Source organism: Youngiibacter multivorans, assembly GCF_017873395.1.
Taxonomy (GTDB): domain Bacteria; phylum Bacillota; class Clostridia; order Clostridiales; family Clostridiaceae; genus Youngiibacter; species Youngiibacter multivorans.
Genome location: NZ_JAGGKC010000005.1, coordinates 61,571 through 80,820, shown reverse-complemented (window position 1 = coordinate 80,820; position 19,250 = coordinate 61,571). Strand labels below are relative to the sequence as shown.

At 47.3% G+C, this 19,250-nt stretch carries 17 protein-coding genes and 2 tRNA genes; 14 read left to right on the top strand and 5 right to left on the bottom strand.

What is annotated here, in order from left to right:
- Positions 1–280: 280 nt before the first annotated feature.
- From J2Z34_RS04320 to J2Z34_RS04275, 10 genes are all read left to right on the top strand, one after another.
- Positions 281–1,603, top strand: coding sequence for a sugar ABC transporter substrate-binding protein (locus J2Z34_RS04320; protein WP_209458637.1), 1,323 nt, complete (start codon positions 281–283; stop codon positions 1,601–1,603).
- A 67-nt stretch (positions 1,604–1,670) separates the two neighbouring features.
- On the top strand, positions 1,671–2,105 hold the full coding sequence (locus tag J2Z34_RS04315; protein WP_209458636.1) for a hypothetical protein: 435 nt from the start codon (positions 1,671–1,673) through the stop codon (positions 2,103–2,105).
- Between the two features lie 13 nt (positions 2,106–2,118).
- Complete coding sequence (locus tag J2Z34_RS04310) at positions 2,119–4,212, top strand: carbohydrate ABC transporter permease (RefSeq protein ID WP_209458635.1); 2,094 nt, start codon at positions 2,119–2,121, stop codon at positions 4,210–4,212.
- Positions 4,212–5,099 carry a sugar ABC transporter permease gene (locus tag J2Z34_RS04305; RefSeq protein ID WP_209458634.1) on the top strand — a complete coding sequence of 296 codons (888 nt, stop codon included), beginning with the start codon at positions 4,212–4,214 and terminating at the stop codon, positions 5,097–5,099. Before J2Z34_RS04310 ends, J2Z34_RS04305 begins: the two co-directional genes overlap by 1 nt.
- Before the next feature lie 26 nt (positions 5,100–5,125).
- Entirely contained in the window at positions 5,126–6,217 is a 1,092-nt protein-coding gene (locus J2Z34_RS04300) for an ABC transporter ATP-binding protein (RefSeq protein WP_209458633.1), read from the top strand.
- Positions 6,218–6,287: 70 nt separating this feature from the next.
- Positions 6,288–7,319: a LacI family DNA-binding transcriptional regulator gene (locus tag J2Z34_RS04295; RefSeq protein WP_209458632.1), complete on the top strand. Its 1,032-nt coding sequence runs from the start codon at positions 6,288–6,290 to the stop codon at positions 7,317–7,319.
- Between the two features lie 65 nt (positions 7,320–7,384).
- Positions 7,385–9,115: a glycoside hydrolase family 13 protein gene (locus J2Z34_RS04290; RefSeq protein ID WP_209458631.1), complete on the top strand. Its 1,731-nt coding sequence runs from the start codon at positions 7,385–7,387 to the stop codon at positions 9,113–9,115.
- A gap of 2 nt (positions 9,116–9,117) precedes the next feature.
- Positions 9,118–10,821, top strand: coding sequence for an alpha-amylase family glycosyl hydrolase (locus tag J2Z34_RS04285; RefSeq protein ID WP_209458630.1), 1,704 nt, complete (start codon positions 9,118–9,120; stop codon positions 10,819–10,821).
- 177 nt (positions 10,822–10,998) lie between these two features.
- Positions 10,999–11,370, top strand: a complete 372-nt coding sequence (locus J2Z34_RS04280; RefSeq protein ID WP_209458629.1) for a VOC family protein — start codon at positions 10,999–11,001, stop codon at positions 11,368–11,370.
- Positions 11,371–11,419: 49 nt separating this feature from the next.
- Entirely contained in the window at positions 11,420–11,815 is a 396-nt protein-coding gene (locus J2Z34_RS04275; protein WP_209458628.1) for a VOC family protein, read from the top strand.
- A 174-nt stretch (positions 11,816–11,989) separates the two neighbouring features.
- Here the strand turns inward: J2Z34_RS04275 and J2Z34_RS04270 are convergent.
- Together J2Z34_RS04270 and J2Z34_RS04265 are read right to left on the bottom strand one after the other, a co-directional pair.
- A tRNA-Leu gene (locus tag J2Z34_RS04270) sits at positions 11,990–12,078 on the bottom strand.
- A 36-nt stretch (positions 12,079–12,114) separates the two neighbouring features.
- A tRNA-Leu gene (locus tag J2Z34_RS04265) sits at positions 12,115–12,201 on the bottom strand.
- A 205-nt stretch (positions 12,202–12,406) separates the two neighbouring features.
- Here J2Z34_RS04265 and polA point away from each other — a divergent pair.
- The 4 genes from polA to J2Z34_RS04245 are packed head-to-tail and all read left to right on the top strand — an operon-like array spanning position 12,407 to position 16,467.
- Complete coding sequence (polA, locus tag J2Z34_RS04260) at positions 12,407–15,016, top strand: DNA polymerase I (RefSeq protein WP_209458627.1); 2,610 nt, start codon at positions 12,407–12,409, stop codon at positions 15,014–15,016.
- Positions 15,009–15,629, top strand: coding sequence for a dephospho-CoA kinase (gene coaE, locus J2Z34_RS04255; RefSeq protein WP_209458626.1), 621 nt, complete (start codon positions 15,009–15,011; stop codon positions 15,627–15,629). Before polA ends, coaE begins: the two co-directional genes overlap by 8 nt.
- Entirely contained in the window at positions 15,610–16,170 is a 561-nt protein-coding gene (locus J2Z34_RS04250) for a lytic transglycosylase domain-containing protein (protein WP_209458625.1), read from the top strand. Before coaE ends, J2Z34_RS04250 begins: the two co-directional genes overlap by 20 nt.
- Before the next feature lie 12 nt (positions 16,171–16,182).
- Entirely contained in the window at positions 16,183–16,467 is a 285-nt protein-coding gene (locus J2Z34_RS04245; RefSeq protein ID WP_209458624.1) for a hypothetical protein, read from the top strand.
- A 60-nt stretch (positions 16,468–16,527) separates the two neighbouring features.
- Here the strand turns inward: J2Z34_RS04245 and pulA are convergent, their stop codons facing one another.
- The 3 genes from pulA to J2Z34_RS04230 form a co-directional block, all read right to left on the bottom strand.
- On the bottom strand, positions 16,528–18,615 hold the full coding sequence (gene pulA / locus J2Z34_RS04240) for a type I pullulanase (protein WP_209458623.1): 2,088 nt from the start codon (positions 18,613–18,615) through the stop codon (positions 16,528–16,530).
- A gap of 107 nt (positions 18,616–18,722) precedes the next feature.
- Positions 18,723–18,917 carry an SHOCT domain-containing protein gene (locus J2Z34_RS04235; RefSeq protein ID WP_245250511.1) on the bottom strand — a complete coding sequence of 65 codons (195 nt, stop codon included), beginning with the start codon at positions 18,915–18,917 and terminating at the stop codon, positions 18,723–18,725.
- A gap of 30 nt (positions 18,918–18,947) precedes the next feature.
- The gene (locus J2Z34_RS04230; RefSeq protein ID WP_245250506.1) at positions 18,948–19,247 is read right to left on the bottom strand and encodes an SHOCT domain-containing protein; all 300 of its coding nucleotides are present in this window, start codon (positions 19,245–19,247) and stop codon (positions 18,948–18,950) included.
- Positions 19,248–19,250: the final 3 nt, after the last annotated feature.

Sequence of the window (19,250 nt, the reverse complement as noted above, 5' to 3'; positions counted from 1 at the left end):
AGAATCTGTAGTTATCTATCATTTTGTTAATGCAAGGGCTTGCATTGATTATTTTGGTAAAAATGCTCATTTTATGCAAAAAATCTTGATTATACGGTTTCAATGCGGTATACTTTAGAAGTAAAGCGTTTTCATTATCGAAATTGTGCAAACGCGTGCATGAATCTTACGAGATTATTGCACGCGTTGCATAAGGGACACCTGGTAAACGTATTCTAATAACGCTAGTTTCAAAATCAAAATACTGCCTCAAGGCAGAATCATTCTAGGAGGATGGAAAATGAAAAAAATTGTAAGTCTGGTTGTTGCTTCAATGCTCGCACTTTCAGTTGCAGCCTGCGGAGAGAAGACACCTACTACACCAACTGCCGCTCCTACTACCCCTGACAAGGGACTTAAGGGCACGATTTCAGTACAGGCGGAGGAAGGATGGAAATCCTACTATGACGCCGCAATAGCAAGGTTCAAGGCAGACAATCCTGATGCGGTAGTAAACCTTATTGTGAAGCCATCCTTTGAACATCTCGATGCGATTGACAAGACTGACGTCACAAACAAGGATGTTGCTGACGTATTCGCAATCCCAGCAGACAGGATCTACGGACTTTCAAAGAACGAGGCTTTAGCACCTATCGATGCAAAGGCCATAGCTGACAAGGTTGGCGGATTCGCAGACTATGACAAGGGACTTGGCGGAAACTTCAAGATAGGTGCCGACTACCTGGCATTCCCGATGAACATCGAGACACTCATAGCATTCATCAACACAAAGAATGCTGCAGCAGCAAGTGTTGATACCAAGGCAATCGAGATCTCCGACGCGAAGGTTGGAGAAGTACTGATTCCTGCATTCAATGCATGGTATGGAGTTGCTCTACTTAACTCAGTTGACATCGAGCTCCTTGGTAAGGATGCTTCAGGAAAGCTCTTCTCTGATATGACCAAGGAATGGAAAGACCTTGGAGCAGACAAGCAGGCTGTCATAACTGAGATCTACAACTACTGGAAGACCTACACAGAAGGCGGAGCTTCAGTAATGTGGGACAAGGATGCAGCATGGGGCCACATGGACACTGAATTCACAACTGGCGGAAAGGCCATAGCAAGAATTGAAGGTCCATGGGATACAAGCAAGCTTTCGAAGCTCGCTGCAGAGGGAGCTGACCTCAAGATAGCTCCAATCGGAACTGTAACACTCAACGGCAAGCCGCTTACACATTGGAAAGGCGGATGGGGACTCGCAATCAATGCCAGGAACGATGGAAACGCAGACCAGATGGCTCTTGCAGAAGCATTCATAGCAGAGCTCATCAACCCCAAGTATGCAGTTGACTTCTTCAAGGCTACCGGAAAGATAATGGAGAACGTACCTGCAGCTACATATAAGGCTTCAGACCTCTCCGCAACAGACAAGCTTGTAATAGAGAACGTTCTGGCATCCTACGCTGATGCACCTGCAAGACCTCTCTTCACAGAGTGGGGTTCAGTATGGGATACATGGCAGAACTCACTTCTTTCATGGTCGGCTGTAAAGCCTGCTAACGCTGAAGCGGCTTACAAGGAAATCAAGGCTGCATTCGACGCCATGATGCTCAACTTCTAAAAATAGGAACTTTATAGGAAAAGAGAGGCCAAGGCCTTTCTTTTCCCATATAAGAAAGGAATTTCCGATGGAAAACACCGTCAAACTGCCGACAAAGAACCTGTATGCCATTATCCTGGCATCAGGATTCATAATATTCTTTTCATCACTTGAGGCAATCATGGCAGCGAAGGATAGAGGGCTGTATGATGCCTGGATAACAAAGGCTGGTTCCGATGCCGATCTCGGCCTATACATATCTGCAGTATTCATGACATATTTTCTGAAGATCATGATACCGGCCGCTCTGTCGGTATATGCGATTGCAGCCCGAAATAAAATAGGGGTCAACAGCCTCTTCGTATTCATCTGGTCCGTGCTTGTAGCGGGCGGTGGAGCATACGCATTTATCGGAAGGAACACGTCATCGGTTTTTTTCTATCTGGTAATGGCTGGCTATGCAATCCTGCTGTTATCCGTACTGTCTGTTTCAGACGCATACTCCAGCGGGAAATATAAGTAAAGGTGGGAATATCTTGGCTAAATACAGCGAATTCGTATACGACTACATAGGCAACGCGTACGAGAGAAAGAACCTTTACCTCAGGGACGTGGCCCTGCTCCAGAAAAGGATCGGGGAAGCAGCTTCAGAAGAGAAAGCCGGATTGTCAAAGGATTTGGCGAACCTCACGTCCCAGAAGGAAAGTCATCCGTATAACATCAAGCTGAAGGATTTCAATGAAAAGGAAAAGGTCTTCCTCAAAGGTCTTGAGGACAGGACTAAGGAATTCACATCATCCCTTCCGGCAGGACTCTCCAAGGAGGGGAAGGAATTCAGGGTGGACCTCGAAAGGGCGAAGCTTCAGAAGGAGTTCTACAAGGACTATACATTCCTTACCTATGATGCGAAGCTGAAATTCGATGAAAGCAATGTCATCCTGAGGCTAATGCCCGAAATCATAGAGACATCTGAAAGGCTTGAAAATGAGCTCTCCGAAGCCATAAGGCTGAAGGGAACATTCAGCACAGAAGATGAGAACAAGGCGAAGCTTGACATAGATGACTATGTGACTGAGCAGAAGAAGGCTATGGAGATCGCCCAGAACAGGCTCAAGGATAAGAAGGCTAACGGTCTTATCTCATCCAAGGCTCTGAAGAACGGCGTACAGGAACTTAAGAAGGAATACAGGAACAATGTCAGGGTGAAGTCCTATGACTCTCCTGAAAGGAAGAATTCTGAGTTCATAAAGAGCAAGCGGTTCGAGCTTAAGGATTACCTGAAGGTCAGAAGACGGGTCGTCAATGCGGACATTGCAGATGCAAGAAGGAACAATCCAATTGAAGTTTCGAGGACAAGACCTCTTTACTCGTACCTGTCGATTCCATTACCGGGACTCGGTCAGCTCCTTAACGGTCAGATCGTAAAGGCTGCACTGTTTTTCCTTGCCGCCATATTTACCTATGTGATTGCCATACCCTACGCACTTGGCTTCGGAAACTATCAGGGCAATGGTATAGCAGGACTCATAACCCTGGCTGAAGGTGCCAGAAGGATAGACAAGTCGCTGATATTCATGATTGAAGGAATAATAGCAATCTTTCTTCTGATATTTGCGGTTGTCCTAATAATCCTCAGCTTCCGTGACGCCATGGGAGTGGAGAAGGGAATGATTAAGGGCATAAGGCCCGGAAACTGGTTCGAGACAAAGACCAAGCTCGGTGAGGAAGGCTTCCCTTACATGGTTTCGCTTCCAGCCCTGCTGGTAATCGTATTCATAGTGCTTGTGCCTATATCGACTGCGATCCTCCTTTCCTTCACCGGAATGGATCCTCAGAACCAGTCCAAGTTCCCATGGGTGGGAATCCAGAACTATGCGCTGATTGCCGGAGGAAAAGGTCTTGCAGGAAAGGTATTCTACAGCATATTCGGATGGACAGTACTCTGGACGCTCCTTTCGACGACACTGGCCATTTTCCTTGGATTTGCCCTTGCACTCATTGCAAACAATGAAAGGATAAAGGGAAAGGCGTTCTTCAGGATAGTGTATCTTCTTCCATGGGCTGTACCTGCATTCATAACGATAATGTTCTTCAGCATCATGTTCTCGCCGAACGGAATATTGACAGACGTCATTGAATTCGTGTTCGGATCGAGGTTCGAGGTAAAGAACAATGCGATGCTCACAAGGTCAGTCCTGATATTCATGCAGGGATGGCTGGGAAGCTCGTACATATTCCTGCTATCCACCGGAGTGCTTCAGGCGATACCTGAGGACCTGTATGAGGCTGCCCAGATAGACGGGGCAAGCGCATGGCAGAAGACGATGAAGATAACGGTTCCCCTGGTCCTTTTCCAGACAGCTCCGCTTCTGGTCGGACAGTATACATTCAACTTCAATAATTTTTCCATAATCTACCTCTTCAACGGAGGCGGACCGTTCAATCCTTCCGTTTACGGAAACCTTGCAGGGTCCACTGACATACTTATTTCATACATCTACAAGCTGACAATGGATAACCAGTACCAGTCAATAGGAGCGGCTATCACGATAGTCATATCCTTGGGACTCATGGTGTTTACATTCTTCGGCTATAGGAATTCGAAGGCATTCAAGGAGGAGAGGCTATAATGGCAAAGAAGAAAAAGGAACTTTACCTTTCAGACCGTCAGCCTCTTAACCTTGGCGGAATGATTATGCTTGTGCTGAGCTATGCGATACTGATCTTCTGGGCATTCGCCATACTCTGGCCTCTGTCGCAGATGGTAATATCCGCATTCAACGGCAAGCAATACGACTATCTCATATCAAACAGCGTGTTTGAATTTTCAACAATACACTTCAAATATCTGTTTGAGGAGACACTGTATCTAACCTGGGTAAGGAATACTATAATCATTGCAATAACTACCGCAGTGCTTACAATACTTATCGTATCCTTCACGGGCTATGCTTATTCAAGGTTCAGGTTCAAGGGAAGGAAGCCATCTCTGATGGCGATCATGCTCATTCAGACCATACCTTCCTTTGCCGGAATAACAGCATACTTCACAATGTACTCCATACTTAATTCCATAAGCCCTGTATTCACAAGGCAGCTTATGCTGATAATGATTTACGTGGGCGGAGGAATAGCATCAAACACATTCATTCTCAAGGGCTATATCGATTCCATCTCCACAGAGCTGGATGACGCGGCAAAGATTGACGGATGCTCCAACATGCAGGTCTACAGGCTTATAATCATGCCGATCGTAAGACCGATGCTTGCAATAATCGCCCTGTGGTCGTTCATTGGACCATTCATGGACTATCTGCTTCCAAGCGTTCTCCTTACAAGCCCCGAGTCATATACTCTGGCAGCAGGGCTGTTTACGCTTATCAACAACAGGGAGACGCTGAATCAGCCGGCATTTGCGGCTGGAGGGCTTCTTACGGCAATCCCGATAGTCATACTGTTCGCGGCGCTGCAGAAGCAGCTCGTATCTGGTCTTGCAAAGGGCTCGGTCAAGGGTTAGGAGATATGAATGAGGAGGAATCTTAGATGAAAGTTACTTTAAAAGACATAGGAAAGAAATATGAGGGCAGAGAGGAATTCACATTAAGGAACATAAACCTTGAGATAGAGGATAAGGATTTCTGCGTAATCCTCGGTCCGTCAGGCTGTGGAAAGACAACTCTCCTTAGGATGATTGCAGGACTCAACTCCATAACAGAGGGTGACCTCCTGTTCGGAGAGAAGAGGATGAACAAGGTTCCTTCCAAGGACAGGGACATAGCAATGGTCTTCCAGTCCTACGCCCTTTACCCACATATGACTGTCTACGACAACATGGCCTTTTCGCTCAACATGAGAAGGGAAAGGAAGAGCGTCATAGACGAGAGGGTCAGGGAGGCTGCTGAGCTGCTTCAGATAACAAGCTATCTTCAGTCGAAGCCATCGGACATTTCAGGAGGACAAAGGCAAAGGGTTGCCCTGGGCCGTGCCATGGTAAGGAAGCCGAAGGTATTCCTGATGGATGAGCCGCTTTCGAACCTTGATGCCAAGCTAAGGGAGCACATGAGGGTGGAGCTGGTAAGGCTTCACAAGGCCCTCGGTACCACATCCATATATGTAACCCACGACCAGACAGAAGCCATGACAATGGCGACGAAGATAGTCCTCATGAACGAGGGCAAGATACAGCAGGATGGAAAGCCTGAAGAGTTCTACAACACTCCGGCTAACCTTTTTGTTGCAAGGTTCATTGGATCACCTACCATGAACATATTCGAAGGCAAGATAGAGAACGGAAGGTTCGTGTCCAATGATTCATACATCAAGGCTGAGCCGAAGCCTGAGGATAAGGTGAAGGTTTCAGAGTATGAAGGAAAGAAGGTTTCTCTGGGCATAAGGGCGGAAAGGTTCAAGAGAGTTGAGAATGAGCCGCTGGGAGATACGTTCGAGTGCGAGCTTGACGTCATGGAAATGCTCGGCAAGGAGAAGATACTTTTCACAAAGCTTCCAAACGGGCAGGACATAACAATATCAGTTCCCGGTTACCTTGACTATGTGCCTGGCAACAAGTACACATTCGGATTTGACCTGGACGCGCTGCATTTCTTTGATACTGAAACAGGCCTCAGGATAAACTGATGCTTGGATTATCACAGCATTCGGGTTAATATATCAGAGTGCGCAATTAAATTTAAAGGGGGTAAGGGGCTTGAAGAACGTCGGAAAAGTGACGGTAAATGATGTGGCAGAATTGGCTGGAGTATCTCCATCGACAGTTTCAAGAGTCATATCCAACAACCCCAAGATAAGCCAGGAAACAAGGGACAAGGTACAGAAATGCATGGAGGAGCTGGGATATTATCCCAATGCAATAGCTCGTTCCCTTGCAAGAAGCATGACAGGGACAATAGGCGTAATAATGCCTACGAGGAAAGAGGATTTGTTCCTCAATCCGTTCTTCCCTGAAGCGCTCCGGGGCATCGTAAAGGGTGCTTCAATGGAGGGTTATGACCTGCTGCTTTCGACCAATACCGAAAAGAGCGGTGAGCTGAACATCATAAAGAACTTCATCAGAGGCTCTAAGGTTGACGGCATCATACTCATGTCAAGCAAGGTCAATGACGAGTGCGTTGATTACCTGAGGAGCGTGGATTTCCCGTTCGCTCTCATTGGTTCCACCTTCAGGTTCGATGACAAGATAAACCACGTTGACAACGACAACTACATGGCTGCATATGAGGTTACGAGATATCTTTCCATGATTGGAAGGAAAAGGATCGCCATGATCGGCGGAGATGAGAAACTTACTGTAACCCAGAAAAGGATCGAGGGCTACAGGAAGGCACTTACAGAGAGCAACCTGCCTTTTGAAGAGCGGCTGCTGTTCACGGGAAAGTTCGATGAGGAGACCGGCTACAGGTATGGAACTGAGATCGCAAAGATGGTGCCAAGGCCAGATGCGCTGATCGTAACCGACGACCTTATCGCATTTGGAGCAGTGAAGGTATTCAGACTCATGAACATTTCAATACCGGAGGACATGGCTGTTGCGAGCTTCAACAACAGTGTGCTGTCAAGGTACTCGGATACTCCGCTGACCTCGGTTGACATAAACGCAACTGCGTTAGGAGAAGGTTCGGTGAAGGTCCTGGTTGAGGCTATCAAGGGAGTCAGGGGCAAGAAGATCATTATCCCCTACACCATATACAAGAGACAATCAACCGAAGGAAAAGCTCCTTAAAAGGAACGAATAGCATTGAAGGGGCAGCGTCATCGCTGCCCCTTTGAGATATCAGGGAGGAAATTTTGAATAGACACGCGATTCTACATATTCCAGATACACCCTATGCCTACCCTTCAGGAAAGGATTCGCTGACCCTGAGACTCCGAGCCGCAAGTGGCGACAAGGCTGAGGTCATCGTAAAATACAAGGACAGATATGACTGGACGGGAAAATTCAGGGAACAGCCCATGGAGCACTTTGCGTCAAACAGCCTGTTCGAATGGTTTGAGTGTAAAGTAAGCCTTCCAAGGAACAGATACAGGTATTATTTTGAGATAAGGGACCACAGGGGAGTTAAGCTCTGGCTCGATGAGAGAGGGCTTAAGTCTGATGAGGAGAATATGGAGGCTGCTGCTTTCCAGTATGCCTATATCGGAGAGTCTGATGTCTACAGGGAAAGCGATTGGCTTCAGGAGTCTGTGGTATACCAGGTTTTCCCGGACAGGTTTGAGAACGGGAACAGTGAAAATGACCCTGAAGGTACGCTTAAGTGGGGCATGAAGCCTACTGCAAAAAACATGTTCGGCGGAGACCTGAAGGGTATCACAGAACGTCTTGACCATATCAGGGAGCTTGGAGCAGACCTTCTTTACCTTACTCCGATATTTTCGTCCTCCTCAAACCACAAGTACAACACAATGGATTACTATTCTGTGGACAAGAGCTTCGGAAGCATGGACGATGTCAGGGAGCTTGTTGAAAAGTGCCACAATCTTGGGATAAGGGTAGTATTCGATGCCGTCTTCAACCATTCGGGGAGCGACTTCTTTGCATTCCGCGATATCCTGGAGAACCAAAGGGATTCAAAGTACGCCAACTGGTATCATCTGGATGGTTTTCCTGTCACAACAGGAAAGACAAACTACTATACTTTCGCTGACAGCATACCCTCCATGCCCAAGTTCAACATCTCGAATCCAGAAGTCAGGGAATATCTGATTGAAGTCGGGAAGTTCTGGGTCAGGGAGATGGGCATAGATGGCTGGAGGCTGGATGTATGTGACGAGGTTGACCACAGCTTCTGGAAGGACTTCAGGAAAGCTGTGAAGTCAGCGAATCCGGATGCTGTAATAATCGGGGAGATCATGCATGAAGCATCTTCATTCCTGAAGGGAGACGAGCTTGATTCCATAATGAACTATCCGTTCAAGGGAGCCTGTGTTGACTTCTTTGCCAAGAGGTCAATAGACGCCGAGATGTTCTCGGGAATCCTCGCTTCATCAAGGGCAATGTATATGGACCAGATAAACAGGCAGATGTGGAATCTTCTAGGAAGCCACGACACGAAGAGGTTCCTAACTGAAGCTTCAGAGGATAAGAACAGGCTGAGGCTTGCTGCCGCCTTCCAGTTCCTCTACATAGGAGTACCGTACATATACTACGGAGATGAGATCGGCATGGCGGGAGGCAAGGACCCGCTTTGCCGCGGCTGCATGGTCTGGGACGAGGAAAAGCAGGACAGGGAGTTATTAGGATTCTTCAGAAGTCTCATAAGGATAAGGAAGGAAAATCCAGCTCTAATCAGGGGTGACCTGAGGATAGAGTTTGGAAAAGGGGGGATTGTTGCCTTCTCAAGGATATATGGAAATGACAGGATACTTGCTGTATTCAACAATTCGGATTTGAAAAAGAGACTGAGGAAGGGAATCCCTTCAAAGGTGATAAACCTATTTACGGGAGACACTATGGAGCTTAAGGGCAGCGTTGTAATTGAGCCGATGAGTTTCCTGGCACTTAAGGTAATGGAGGATTGAACATGAGAAGACTTGGAATGGCCTTAACCTCTGCAATGATGACAGTACTCCTGCTTTCATCATGTACAGGCAGCACCAGGATAGATACTGAAGGCATGGTGACAACATCTGAAGATTCATTTACCTGGGATGATGCTACCGTATATTTTGCAATAACCGACAGATTTCTAAACGGAGATGAGTCAAATGACAGCTCCTACGGAAGGCAGAGTGTAGATGAAAAGGGCAAGACAATAGCAACCTTCCATGGCGGAGACGTCAAGGGGCTTACAAAAAAGCTTGAGGAAGGCTACTTCAGGGACCTTGGGGTGGATGCCATATGGATAACAGCGCCCTATGAGCAGATTCACGGGTTTGTCAAAGGGACTAACGATGAATTCCAGCATTATCCATTCCATGGCTACTATGCCCTTGACTGGACCATGATGGACAAGAACATGGGCACAGTTGCGGAGTTCAGGACATTCGTAGATACTGCTCACTCACAGGGGATTAGGATAGTTATGGATGTGGTAATGAACCACGTAGGTTACTCAACTGAGACAGACATGGAGGAGTTCGGCTTCGGTGACGGCGCCTGGGACCGCTGGTGGGGAAGCTCATGGGTTAGGTCTGACAAGGAAGGTTATGAAAATGGAGGCTCTGACGATATAACGATGACACTTGCAGGGCTTCCGGATATCAGGACGGAAGTAAAGGATGATGCAGGCCTCCCTCCGGTCCTTCTGACCAAATGGGCGAAGGAAGCTGAAGGCTATGATGAATGGATAGTCCCTGAAGCGAAGGGGCTTAGAGCTGACATTGGCCTGTCACCTGCAGGCTATATCACAGAATGGCTTACAGCATGGATCAGGGAATTCGGGATAGACGGATTCAGGATCGATACTGCAAAGCACGTAGAGCTGGGAAGGTGGACTGAGCTTTCCAAAAAGGCTGATGAAGCCCTTGAAGCCTGGAGAGCAAAGAATAGCGGTAAGCCTGGAGCGAAGTGGGATGACAGCTTCTGGATGAATGGCGAGGTTTGGGGACACGGAGTGGTAAGGGACAGGTACTTCGATGGAGGCTTTGATTCTGTAATCAACTTCACCTTCCAGGGTGAAAAGAAGAACGGGCCTGCATACGACATGGACACCATGGACAGCGTGTTCACAAACTATGCGGATGCACTGAATGAGGACACATCCTTCAACGTCCTCTCATACATCTCACAGCATGATACTTTCCTTTATGACAGAAGGAAACTTATCGAGGGAAGCACATACCTCATGCTGCTGCCGGGAGCCGTCATGATATTCTATGGAGATGAAACCGCGAGACCTATGGGTGATGGCGGATCCGACTATACTCAGGGCACAAGGTCCGGTATGAACTGGGATGCCATAGACCAGGAAGTCCTTCAGCATTACAGGAAAATAGCAGCCTTCAGGCACAGGAACATTTCTGTAGGAGCAGGTGACCACAAAATGCTGAAGGAGGAGCCTTATACATTCTCAAGGACCTATGCAAAGGACGGACTGGACAACAGAGTGATAGTCGTGATTGGAGCTGAAGGAAAGACAACCATCGACGTATCCTCGGTATTCGCAGATGGTGACACCGTCCGTGACGCCTATTCCATGGAAGCAGCTGTCGTCAGGAAAGGGAAGGTAACTTTCACGTCTGATGACAAGGGGATAATCCTCATTGAGAAGCTTGTGAAGAAGTAGGACAAAATAAACAGATTATAAAAAACGCTTCGGAAATTCCGAAGCGTTTTTTAAATGCGATCATGCGGTTATTCCAAAAGATTTTCCGATTGTTCATGCTTTAGTTTCCTTCTGGTGATTAAATTAACTGATGGTTACTATAGAATTTAAGTGCAGATAAAGAACGGAGGGATGAAAATGGGATCAGGCGCTTTTTCAATCAGCCTTGCTGTCAAGGACATCAGGGCATCAAAGGTGTTCTATGAAAAGCTTGGCTTCAGTGCGCTAATGGGTGAAGCGGAACAGAACTGGCTCATCATGAAGAATGGTGATGCTGTAATAGGCCTCTTCCAGGGAATGTTCGACAGGAACATAATGACCTTCAATCCGGGATGGGACCAGGATGCAAAGGAAGTGAATCCATTCAGGGACTTAAGGGACATACAGGAGGAGCTTAAGGCTGGAGGTATAAGTCTTCTGAGCGAGGTTGCAACTGATACGGAAGGACCTGGCAGCTTCATGCTTTTGGATCCTGACGGCAACCAGATTCTATTCGACCAGCACAGGTGATTGATCATATTGAATATAGCGGCCGTTAATGCCGCAAAAGGAGGAAACCATGGGAAGACCGGTACATTTTGAGATACAGGCAGATGACATTGAAAGGGCTAAGAAATTCTATGCTGAAGTCTTCGGATGGAAATATGAGGACTACGGTGAATTTACAGGGACTCCTTACTTTGGAGTCATTACAGGAGAAGAAGGGACTCCAGGAATAAACGGCGGCCTTATGGGAAGGCAGGGCAGCAGCCCATCATTGGGGCAGGGAGCGAATGCCTTCGTATGCACAATGGAAGTGGATGATTACGACACCGTGGAGAAGAAGATCCTCGAGAACGGTGGTATTGTCGCGATGCCCAAGTACGCACTTTCAGGAATGGCATGGCAGGGGTATTATCTGGATACCGAAGGAAATGTGTTCGGTATTCATCACCCGGATGTCAATGCGAAGTAACGTGGCAGGATTAACTTTAAAAAACATTATCAACCGGGTAGTGCAAGTATTTATTCTCATATAATGCTTTTCTGCATATAAACAAGGATGTCATGTGCAGAAAAGATGGCAGATGATGAATACTAAATGAAATAAGCCTGACTTTCTCATATCGAAAAAGTCAGGCTTATTTTTTGGTGCTGGCGACCGGACTTGAACCGGTACAGGAAATTACTCCTACAGGCTTCTGAGACCTGCGTGTCTGCCAATTTCACCACGTCAGCATGGTGCTTAGCTCAGCTTGCATCAAAGGTTCTAATTGGTGCCGGTGGTCGGGCTCGAACCGACACGGTATCGCTACCACGGGATTTTGAGTCCCGCACGTCTGCCAATTCCATCACACCGGCATGATGCTTTCTGAAGCTTACTTAATGATTCTAACAAAGGAAGTGGGAAAATTCAAGGATTAGTTTCAAAAAGTGCAAAAAAGTGAAAACTGAAATGTGGCTATTGGATGAACAATGGCTGAATATGGTTCCCAAAAAGACACGTGGAAGCCGGAATAAGGTATAATCATAGGTGACAATACAAAGAACAGATTGGAGCGAATTTATGGCCAGATTACTTGTAATTGACTCGAACAGCATAATGAACAGGGCATTCTATGCCAATCCGGACTTTACCACATCAACAGGACTTCACACAGGAGCCGTTTATGGATTCATGAACATGCTTCTCAGGATAAAGGAAGACATAGCCCCGGACTACATCGTGGCTGCCTTCGACAGACCAGGCAAGACCTTCAGGCATGATGAGTATGAAGACTACAAGGCTGGCAGGAAGGGTATGCCTGATGAACTTGCTCAGCAGTTCCCGGTAATCAAGGAGCTACTTTCATATTTTGCTGTGGATATCCTGGAGATAGATGGCTTTGAGGCAGATGATGTCATCGGGACACTTTCGCTTCAGGCAGAAGAGGACGGGGACGAGGTATTCGTGCTCTCCGGAGACAGGGATACCCTTCAGCTTGCATCAAAGCTGACCAAGGTCGTAATAACCAAAAAGGGTGTATCGCAGACTGAAATATACGACTATGACAGGTTTGTGGAGGTTTTCGGAATCACCCCGACCCAGTTCATAGACGTGAAAGGCCTTATGGGCGATGCCTCCGACAACATAAAGGGTGTCAAGGGAATTGGTGAGAAGACTGCATTCAAGCTGATAACGGAGTACGGTTCCATTGAGAACCTCCTCCTTAACCTTGATTCGCTGACGCAGAAGAAGGTAAAGGAAAACCTTATGGAATACAGGGAGGATGCCATATTCTCAAAGAGGCTGGCTACCATAGTCAGGAACGCGCCTGTAGATATAGACCTTATGAGGTTTAGAAGCCAGGAGTCCTTTGATATCGACAATATAAGAAGGATGTTCTCTGAGCTCCAGTTCAAGAGCCTTCTTGAGAAGTTCAAGGGTGAGCCTGTAAAGGAGGAGAAGGTGGCTGCACCTGCTGAATTCCTGAGCATTGACAGCCCTTCGGAACTTAAGGCACTTGAAGGGAAATTCGGGAAGGGTGACCTTGTTGCCCTATCCTTTGACATCAGGCAGTCCGTAATGCTGACTGAGAGGGACATCACAGCAATTTATGCTGCATCGGAAAAGGGGGATTTCGCAATCAGCCTTTCTTTCCTGATGCCTGATGAGAAGTCAGTGGAAATCCTGAAGGCCTTCCTTGAAAATGAAAATATTAAGAAAGTTTGCTTCAATGTCAAGGATGCTTATACGACTTTAAGGAAGCATGGTATCGAAATGCAGGGAGTGGTGTTTGACGCAAACCTTGCAGCTTACCTGCTTGATCCGGCAGATGGAAAGCTGTCTCTGAAGGACCTTGCACTTAAGAACATGGAGGAATTTACCACAGCTGAAGGGACAGAGGGCCGGATCAATGAGACCAGGGGACTTCTGTCACTATATGAGAAGCTTGGGTCGAAGATAGAGGAGTCAGGACTTAAGGAACTTCTCTTCGATGTTGAGATGCCGCTGACCTACATACTATCTGACATGGAGATCGAAGGCTTCAGGGTTGACGCGAAAATGCTCGACAATTTAGGTGAACGGTTCAGGAAGGACATTGCCGGCATGGAGAAGGAGATATTTGAGCTTGCTGGGGAAACGTTCAACATAGCCTCGCCAAAGCAGCTTGGAGTCATTCTTTTCGAGAAGCTTGACCTGCCTGCAACAAAAAAGACAAAGACCGGATACTCGACAAACGCCGAGGTCCTTGAATCGTTAAAGGACAAGCATCCGATAATAAGCAAGATCATGCTTTACAGGCAGCTTACCAAGATCTATTCGACCTACATTGAAGGACTTAAGGCAGCGATAGATTCAGACGGAAAGATCCACTCTAACTTCAACCAGACTCTGGCAACGACAGGAAGGCTCTCAAGCACTGAGCCTAACCTTCAGAACATCCCGATAAGGACAGAGATGGGAAGGGAGATAAGGAAGGTATTCATCCCTGAGAAGGAAGGCGACCTTCTGGTTTCAGCTGACTATTCGCAGATAGAACTGAGGGTTCTCGCACATATAGCAGGCGACGAGAACATGATAGAGGCGTTCAACAATGATATAGACATCCACCGGAAGACCGCTTCGGAGGTTTTTAACGTTCCTCTTGATGAGGTAACTCCGATTCAGAGGAGCAATGCAAAGGCCGTAAACTTTGGTATAGTATACGGAATCTCTGACTTCAGCCTTTCAGGGGATCTTGGAATAACAAGGAAAGAGGCAGGAGAATACATACGGATCTATTTTGAAAGGTACCCTAATGTAAAGAAGTACCTGGAGGACATAGTTGAGGTAGCAAAGCAGAACAGATATGTGACCACGATCATGAACAGGAAAAGGTACATTCCGGAGGTCAATGACAGGAACAAGATAGTGCAGGCTGCAGGAGTCCGTCTCGCCATGAACAGCCCGATTCAGGGAAGCGCCGCGGACATCATAAAGGTAGCCATGGTCAAGGTCTACGATGCACTGAAGGAAAGGAAGCTGAAGTCAAAGCTGATCCTTCAGGTCCACGATGAGCTCATACTCAATGTGCCCGCTGAGGAGCTCGATGAAGTACAAAAGCTTGTTACGAGTGAAATGGAGCATGCGCTTGACCTCAAGGTAGAGCTCAAGGCTGAAGGCTCCTATGGCTCGACCTGGTACGATGCATAGCATGCTCAGGATAGGGATAACAGGGGGCATAGCCTCAGGCAAAAGCACCATAGTGAAGTTCATCTCCGGGAAGGGCATACCCGTTGTAGATGCTGACATCATATCGAGAGAGGTCCTGGAACTATATCCCAAGATAATTGATTACCTGAAAGGCAAGTATGGGAATCTGGTTTTCAAGGATGGAGTGCTTGACAGGAAGGAGCTTGGGAGGATAATCTTCTCAAGCGACAAGGACAGGAAGGCTTACACTGATGTCATAATGCCTTTCATCAGGCTTGAAATCGAAAAGAGGCTTGACAGGCTTGAATCGGAAGGCTGTGAAGCTGCCATACTTGACGCTCCGCTTCTCTTTGAGGAGGGGTTCGAAAAGGATATGGACGCCAGCATACTGGTTTATGCAGATCCTTTAGTGCAGCTTCAGCGCCTTATGAAGAGAAATGGAATTACTGAGGAAGAGGCAAAGCGGATGATCAGCAGCCAGATGCCTGTACAGAAGAAGCTTGAGCTCGCTGATTATGTAGTAGACAACAGCGGTGACCTCGAACGAACCAAGGAGGAGATCGATATGGTCTTCATGAAGATGGGTATATATTTTGAAGAAGAGAATTCGTAAGAAGAGAAGAGGAGCTGCCTTCTCACTTGCAATCATTTTGATAGTAGCTTTTGCCTGGTATGCGGGAACTGTAGTATTCCCGATAAGGTACTTTGACTATATTGAGAAATACTCCCTTGAAACAGGAGTGGACAAAGTGCTGATACTATCTGTAATACATGCGGAGTCAGGCTTTGATCCTGAAGCTGTGTCTGCTGCTGATGCAAGGGGTCTTATGCAGATAAATGAATCCACCGGCAAATTCATTTCACAAAAACTTGGAATGGAAGACTACACCCAGGAGAAGCTATATGACCCGGAAACAAGCATCAGGATGGGTACCTGGTACCTTTCGTACCTTGGCGGTCTATTCAGTGCCGAAAGGACTGCACTTGCAGCCTACAATGCAGGACCCGGAAGGGTCAGGGAATGGATAGCCTCACCCGACACCGGGGACGGTGAGAATCTTCTGCAGATACCGTATGCAGAAACCAGCAGCTATGTGAAGAAGATTGAACTAAGGAAAAAAATATACAGGCTTCTATATTTCTGGAAGCTTTGAGGAGTGATGATCATGAGATTCCTGCCTGAATCAGGACTTGGAAGGATAGCAACGCTTTTGACGGTCATTTCAGCGGCCTTCATAGCATTGACGTACCTTATATTCGAGCGAATGGATGCTCTGCTTACTGATGGCACATATCTTGGAGCACCGATCATGGTCATCGCCATAGTCGCCCTGTTCCTTGGCCTGGCAGCAGTAGTCAGGGATGAAGACCGTTCTGTCACGGTTCTGGTCTCAGTTCTTTTCGGAGTGCTTGTTCTCCTGGTTATTGCCGGAAACCTAATATTCCATTGAACTTATTACAAACGGAAGGCGCATGAGCCAAAGCTCAAACGCCTTCCGTTTTTATGTCTGCTATCTCTTCTTCCTGAACCTTCCGTGGAGCGCTATAAGCCCGGCTGATAGGAGAGCAGCTGCCAGAATGATTTTTCTGTTCCTGGAGTCGTGGAAGTCCCTGTAGTCTGCCTTAAGCTCAAAGTCTCCATTTGCTTCAAGGACGAGTGCTGATGTGCCCTTCAGGACGCAGGACCCGCCTTCAGCAATTCCTATAGGCAGGGTTCCAGCCTTCTCTTTATCGACCAGGATGCTCCAACTGCCATCAGGTATCCCAAGTATTACATCATGCCTGCTTCCGTTGAAGGCTACGAGAAGGCTTCCTTTTTTTTCAGGTGCTTCGGATGACACTATATAGGCAACCACATTGTTTTCCCTTATCCTGAGGGAGGATCCCTTACCTTTTCCATAGAATACAAGGTTCTTCCTTATATCTTCAGCAGTTCCAAGCCTCAGCGCCTTCCTTGATTTCCTGAGCTCTGCAAGGCCTTTGTAGTAGTGGAAAATGTCAATGTTTTTGGTCTTCAGGTTCCAGTCCAGCATATTGACGACGTCGCCTGATTTGTAGGAGTTCTCGTCACCGTTCTTCGTTCTGAGAAACTCAGAGCCGGCATGAAGGAATGGTATTCCCTGGGATGTGAGGACTATCGCGTCTGACAGCCGGCTCATGTCCCTTAAGTGCTCTTCATTGCTGCCGCCAGAGATCCTTAGCTTGTCATAAAGTGTGTGATTGTCATGGGCTGCGCAGTAGTTTATTGACTGCTCCGGACTTCCTGCCCAGGGGGCTGAAGAGTAGAGCAGGTCACCCATATCTACCTGAGGGTGGCTTACCGCACCAGCTATTCCAAACTTCAGCGCTTCTTCGCTGCCTGTTGCTCCTGCGACGAATCCTTTGCTCTTAGCCTTGAAGACATGTCCCCTGATGGCGTCTCTGAGGTCGTCATTGAATGCTCCGATCCTCTTTGTCCTTATGATATTCTTCTTGACCATGCGATGATCTTCAGGAAGAGGGCTGTCTTTTGCGGTCCAGCCTTCGCCGTATATCAGTGCTGATGGATCTTTCTCGTGGACCTTCTCCTCGATAAGTGACATGGTCTCTATGTCGTGGATTCCCATGAGGTCAAACCTGAAGCCATCCAGCTTGTACTCATCAAGCCAGTAGAGGACTGAATCTATAATGTATTTCCTTGCCATAGGCCTTTCGGAAGCGGTTTCGTTGCCGCACGCCGAGGCGTCGCTAAATTCAAGCCCCTTTGTCCTGTGATAGTAGTATGGGACTGACAGGTTAAGCCATGAACCTTCGGTAATGCCCGTATGGTTGTAAACCACATCCATGATTACCTTGAGTCCCTTCTTATGCATTGCCATTATTGCTTCCTTCAGCTCCCGTATCCTCGACATTCCATCGAAGGGGTCCGTAGAGTAAGAGCCTTCAGGCACATTATAGTTGTAGGGGTCGTATCCCCAGTTGTAGCCGCCTTTCTCCTCATCGACAGTAAAGAAGTCGAAGATTGGAAGAAGCTGCACATGTGTGGCTCCAAGCTCCCTGATATGGTCTATACCTGTGGCGAATCCATGGGGATTCCTTGTTCCTGACTCGGTAAAGCCAAGGAAAAGACCTTTGTTCCTGATGCCTGATGATGGACTGACTGACAGGTCCCTCACATGGACCTCGTATATTATTGAGTTGACCGGATCAGTCGCTTCAGGCTTCTTGTGCTCCCGGAAGCCAGGAGGGTCGGTATCCTCAAGCCTTATGACCATTGAGCGGTTCCCGTTTATACCGGCTGCCCTTGCATAGGGGTCTGCTGTCTCGTGCGAATGCCCGCTGAAATTAACATCGAAGGTATAGCAGGTACCGCTAAGGTCTCCGGTAATGACTGAAAGCCAGGTCCCGTGAGTGCTCCTTGCCATTTCCACCGTGCGGAAGGGCGATCCTCCCTTCTGGGACTTGTAGAGCTTTAGCTGCACTGAATCAGCAAAGGGTGACCACAGCCTGAAGTAGGTCTTTCCTGAAATGATCCTGACTCCCAGGTCATCTCCCTCATAGGTGTTGCTTTCCCTGAATTTCCTCGAATCATATGCTTTCTGCATCTCTGAAAAGGTCACGATATCCTCTCCTTAAGTATCCTTTTTGTGATACTGTAACTAGCTTCAGTATACTACATAGTGCACATAACAAAAAATGAGGAAGCTTTCGCTTCCTCACATTTATCTTATCTTTCTCTGAGCATGGACCGTCTTCTCAGATATTCCTCTTCGGTTATGTCGCCTTCAGCGAATCTCCTGTCAAGAATTTCCGATGCCCTGCCTCTGTCTTCTCTGTAGTCATCGTATCTTCTTCTTCCGCCATGGCTGTCGGAGAAGTACATGAACAGAAGAATTACTAGCAGTATTGGGAAAAACATCATCTTCAAGTCACTTCCTTTCTATGTCGTCGTTCATCCTGTGATGAGCTTTTTCTTCCGCTGGTATTCCTCTTCAGTAAGCTCGCCTCTGGCAAACTTCTCATCAAGGATCTTTAACGCCTCCGGGGAATAGCTGCTGATATTGGTTGGTCCAGGATGTCCTGGATGTCCGCGCCTTGCTATTCTTACTATCAGATATACAATGAGTGCGAGCAACAGAATTCCTACTACGACCATGATGCCTATCTGCCATGGATTCATCCTGACGTAATACCAGTCCATCATTCCGCCTCTTCCATCGTATCTGTAATTGTTGAATATTCTTGGGAACATGTT